This is a genomic window from Geminicoccus sp. (assembly GCF_035556675.1).
Lineage (GTDB): Bacteria > Pseudomonadota > Alphaproteobacteria > Geminicoccales > Geminicoccaceae > Geminicoccus.
This window is the reverse complement of the sequence record NZ_DATMFZ010000369.1, coordinates 1-4,385: the sequence shown is the minus strand read 5'-3', so window position 1 is coordinate 4,385 and position 4,385 is coordinate 1. Positions and strand designations below refer to the sequence as shown.

General features: G+C 71.3%; 7 protein-coding genes. 1 reads left to right on the top strand and 6 read right to left on the bottom strand.

Translation table 11 applies throughout. The features are described 5' to 3' along the window. From VNS22_RS26155 to VNS22_RS26145, 3 genes are all read right to left on the bottom strand, one after another. The coding region (locus tag VNS22_RS26155) for an SDR family NAD(P)-dependent oxidoreductase (protein WP_325737793.1) at positions 1-277 on the bottom strand (277 nt) is incomplete at its 3' end. Between the two features lie 70 nt (positions 278-347). After that, positions 348-650, bottom strand: coding sequence for a hypothetical protein (locus VNS22_RS26150; protein WP_325737791.1), 303 nt, complete (start codon positions 648-650; stop codon positions 348-350). A 97-nt stretch (positions 651-747) separates the two neighbouring features. After that, entirely contained in the window at positions 748-1,611 is an 864-nt protein-coding gene (locus tag VNS22_RS26145) for a universal stress protein (RefSeq protein WP_325737789.1), read from the bottom strand. A 161-nt stretch (positions 1,612-1,772) separates the two neighbouring features. Here VNS22_RS26145 and VNS22_RS26140 point away from each other — a divergent pair, with 161 nt between their 5' ends. Continuing rightward, a complete protein-coding gene (locus VNS22_RS26140) occupies positions 1,773-1,958 on the top strand; it encodes a hypothetical protein (protein ID WP_325737787.1) in 186 nt (61 codons plus the stop codon). Here VNS22_RS26140 and VNS22_RS26135 read toward each other — a convergent pair. The 3 genes from VNS22_RS26135 to VNS22_RS26125 all read right to left on the bottom strand — a co-directional run. Continuing rightward, the gene (locus VNS22_RS26135; RefSeq protein WP_325737785.1) at positions 1,955-2,464 is read right to left on the bottom strand and encodes a GNAT family N-acetyltransferase; all 510 of its coding nucleotides are present in this window, start codon (positions 2,462-2,464) and stop codon (positions 1,955-1,957) included. The two genes, VNS22_RS26140 and VNS22_RS26135, sit on opposite strands and share 4 nt — an antisense overlap. Positions 2,465-2,493: 29 nt before the next feature. After that, positions 2,494-3,255 carry an FkbM family methyltransferase gene (locus tag VNS22_RS26130; RefSeq protein WP_325737783.1) on the bottom strand — a complete coding sequence of 254 codons (762 nt, stop codon included), beginning with the start codon at positions 3,253-3,255 and terminating at the stop codon, positions 2,494-2,496. Between the two features lie 291 nt (positions 3,256-3,546). Next, positions 3,547-4,385: Gfo/Idh/MocA family oxidoreductase (locus tag VNS22_RS26125; protein ID WP_325737781.1), on the bottom strand; the 839-nt coding region annotated here is incomplete at its 5' end.

Sequence of the window (4,385 nt, the reverse complement as noted above, 5' to 3'; positions counted from 1 at the left end):
AGTTGACCAGGATGTCGACTTGGCCCAGCTCGGCCCGCGCCCAGGCCGCCAGCGCCGCCACCTCGTCCTCGTTCGCCACGTCGCAGGCGGTGGCCGAAGCCTGAAAGCCCTGGCCCGCCAGCTTCCGGCACAGGGTCTCGGCACCCGTCTCGTCGCCGTAATGGCATAAGGCCAGCTTCGCACCGTGCCGGGCGAACAGCTCGACGATCGCCCCGCCGATCCCCCGGCTGCCGCCCGTCACCAGGGCGGTCCGTCCCGCCAGCGAGAATGGGTCCATCACGCGTCTCCTCTCCCGGCCGGCCGCTTCCCGGCCAGGCGACCGACTAGCGCTGGCGATGCCGGCCGGTCTAGCCCACGCGCAGCAGCTCGACCTCGGGCGGTGCGGTCAGGATCTCGCTGAAGGCATGCATCCAGTCGCCGGTTTCCTGGTCCGAGTGGACCCCGCGGCTGCGGAACTGGTCGAGCTGGTCCAGGCTGGTCAGCTCCACCTCGAACTGCAGCGCCGGCCCGCCCGGGCCGCGGGTCAGCGGGATCAGGAGGCGCGCGTTCAGCCCGTTCTTCCGCGCGGCCTCCAGCTCGCGCTGGATGAACTCGATCGCCCGCTGGCGATCCACCGGCATGACGTCATAGGAGAACCGGGCAAGATACATGGGCTGCCTCCTCTGCCAGATCCCCGGCCGGCGGCTCGGCCGCACCGGGCCTGGCGAGGCAACCGTCCAGGCAGGGCCGCGTTCCGCAGCGTCCCGCTTACAGCACCGGCAGGGCCAGCACCGCCCGGCCGGCCTGGCGCAGCACCTGCTCGGTGGTGCTGCCGCGCAGCCCGTCCAGGAAGCTGTCATGGCCATGGGTGGCCATCACGATCAGGTCGGCATCGAGCCGCCCGGCCGTGGCGACGATACCCGGCACCACGGCACCCTCGGCACTCGCCCGGCGCAGCCTCTGCTCCTGCCCGGGTGCCACCGCCACGGTGGGCGCCCGGTCGGCCGGGCCGACATGGAGCAAGTGGACCAGCGCGTCCGGGCAGCCCAGCAGGTCGGCCAGGCCGAACGCGGTCTCGACCGCCTCGTGCTGCGGGGTCGCGTGGTCCACCGGCACCAGGAGGTTGCGCAGCCGCGCCCGGCCGGTGCCGGCATCGACGAAGCCCTGCCCTTCAGGCGGCAGGAACAGGGCCGGGACATCCGTGCGGCGCGTCAGTTCCTCGGCGACCGAGCCGCTCAGCAGCCGCGCCAGGCCATCCCGGGCGCGGGTCGCCAGCACCAGCAGGTCGCAGCCATGCTCGTCCACGAACTGCTCCAGCGTTGCCACCGGGTCGCTGCCGGGCACCAGCTTCTTCGACACCCGGATGCCCAGCGCATCGGCAATGGCGCTGCGCGGCGTCGCCCGGTCGACCAGGCCCCAGCGCGACAGCAAGGACCGCACGCCGGGAAAGCCGGTCCAGTCCGGGTCCTGGTCGGCCTCCGGGTCCCCGGCATGGACGATGGCGAGATGGCCCTTGCAGGCCAGGGTCAGGGCCAGCGCATGAGCGAACGCGGTCTCGCTCAGGAGGGTGAGGTCGGTCGGGTGGATGATGTCGGCGAGGGTCGGCGCCCCGCTGCTGTCGACCAGGCTCATCGCGCGCGCTTCCTCCTGCAGGCCGGCCACGAAAGATGGCTGATGCCGTCCCGTGGCACCGGGCGCGACGGCGACACACCTTGCCGACCCGGCTCCGGCATTCATAGTCCGATCCGGCCGGGCCTGAACACGGGTCCCTGCTCCTCTGGAGGAAGTCGCCCATGCCTGCCCGGATCCTGCTGCTCGCCCTGCTGGCCCTGCCGCTCGTCGGCTGCAACGCCCGCACGGAGGCGCGCGAGGACCACAAGGCCTGCGTGCGCGAAGGCTTCCCGCCCGACACCTACGAGTTCGACAAGTGCATGGAGCGCCGCGCCCTGCACCGCGACAAGGAGGAGGACGCGCTCTAGGGCCGGCCACCCGCCGGCGCAGCCGCCGCTTCGTCCAGCCGCTTCTCCACCGCATAGTTGTGGATCGGCACGCCGGCGACGCTGAACTCCCGCCGCGCGGTGATCTCGAAGCCCTGGCGCAGGAAGAACCGGTGCGCCCGCTCGCTGGCCTCGGCATGGAGCCGGGTCAGATGCTGCGCCCGGGCCACCTGCTCCAGCTCGGCATAGAGAAGCCGGGCAACCCCGGTCCCGGCCACCTCCGGTGCGGCATAGAAGAAGTGGATATGGCCGTCCCGCTCCAGGTCGGCGAACGCGACGGGCAGGTCGGCCCCATCCACCGCGACCAATCGCGTGCGCCCGTCGCCGCTGAGCGCATGCAGCCGCTCCGGAGAAGGGCAGAGCGATGCCCAGGCCGCCACCTGCGCCGCCGAGTAGTCGCGCGACCCCAGCTCACGGACCGAGCGCAGATAGAGCGCGGCCAGCAGCTGCGCATCCCCTGGTGCATAGGGACGGATCGTCGCCGGCAAGGTGCATCTCCTTCCTGGAAACCCTTGGCTCAGGCCGGACGGGGTCCCGTGGCGGCGCTGCCGGCCCGCCGGTAGACCAGGTTGAAGATCCGGGTGCCCTCGACGGCACGGACATGGTTGCCCGGCACATCGTCATCGCGCACCAGTCCGCCCGCTTCCAGGACTTGTGCGATCTGCCCGACCTCGCGCTGGTCGTTCAGGTCGACCTCGACCAGCACGGAGCGCAGGCGCGGGTCGGCGAAGGTCCGCGCCCCGCCCTGGACCACCGCGGTCTCGAGCCCGTCCACGTCGATCTTGACGTGGTTGGGGAAGGTGGCGCCGAACGCGTCCACCAGCATGTCGATCGACAGCGCGATGGCACCCTGGCGCCAGGCCGGGGTGAAGCACTCGCCCTTGTAGTCCCTGGCCTCGCCGAACGTGTGCAGTGCCGTGCCGACCAGGTGGTCGCGCATCTGCATGGCATCCAGCTTGGCTGCCCGGTCCAGCGCCAGGCAGTAGGCCTGCACCTGCCCGTCGATCCCGTTCAGCACGATGTTGCTGTTCAGGCCGAAATAGTTGGCGGCAGCCGGCTCGAACGCCAGCACCCGACAGCCCCGGATGATCGCGGCATAGAGGGCATAGACGCCGATATTGGCGCCGATGTCCCACAGCACCTCGTCCGGCGCCATCCGGTCCAGCCAGGCGATGGTGCCGGGCTCCTTCTGCAGGAGCCATTTCGCCCGCCCGAGCACGGTGTCGTTCGGGCAGTCGAAGCGGATGGTGCGGTCACCGATGGGCAGGCTGAATTCCATGCGCCGGACCAGAGCATGGTGCTCGACGAGAGGCCAGGGCTTTTCGGACGGCGGCGCGCGTTGCCGGCATCCCGTCTCGGGTTGGCGAGCGGCCCGGCGTCGTGAGCGACGACACGCAGGCTCAGTTCACACGCTGCACTGCGGCTTCCTGGGAAAGCAGGCCCAGAATCTGCTAGAGTCGGGGGCGGTGACGTCGCTCGTGACCAAGCGGTGAGGCACAGGGGACGATGCGGAATTTACGAAACGAACCCGAGACGGTGCCGCTCATTCTGGCCGGAATCCTGTCCGCCGTCACGGCCGGAGCAGGGCGTCGATCAGGCGGCGGGTGGCGATCAGGTCGGGCAGGCCCACCCTTGGCACCCGGTCTTCGTCCAGCGCATCCAGGAAGTCGGCGATCAGCGCGCGGTGGGCCTCGTGGCTGAACGCCATGGGATCGGCGCCGCCGCCGCTGGCGACAGCACCGGCGAACTGCTCATGGCGGCCATCATGATGGTACAGGTCGAGGCAACCGCCCTCCAGCCGCGCGGTGGCATGGCGGAACACCAGCTCGATCCGTTCGGGAAAGCCCGGATAGCAGGCGGTGCTGGCGAGGATCGTGCCCGGGGCGCTGGCTTCGCCCAGCCTGGCCAGCGCCACCACATGGTCCTCGCTTTCCATGCGGTGCAGGCCGGTGGTGGTGACGATCGACGCCTGGACGTCGACCGTGCCGACCAGGGCGCGGAACACGTCCAGGACGTGGATCGCCTGGGTGAGCAGCACGCCGCCGCCATCCCGGGCGAGGGTGCCGCGCCCGGGCTCGTCGTAATAGGCCTGGGGGCGCCACCACGGCACCTGGCACTGGCCGGCGCACAGGGGTCCGAGCCCGCCACCGGCAATGGCGGCCGCCAGCGCCTGCGCCGCCGGGCGGAAGCGGTGCTGCAGCACCACGCCCACCTGACGGCCCACCCGCGCCGCCTGCTCGGCCAGCGCTACGGCCGTACCCGTGTCGAGGCCGACCGGCTTCTCGATCAGGAGGTTGCGGCCCGCTGCCAGCACGGCCGCACCGAGCTCGGCATGGCTGGCCGGCGGGGTGAGGAGAAGCACGGCCTCGACCCGGTCGTCCCGGAGCACCCGGTCGATCTCGGTGGTGA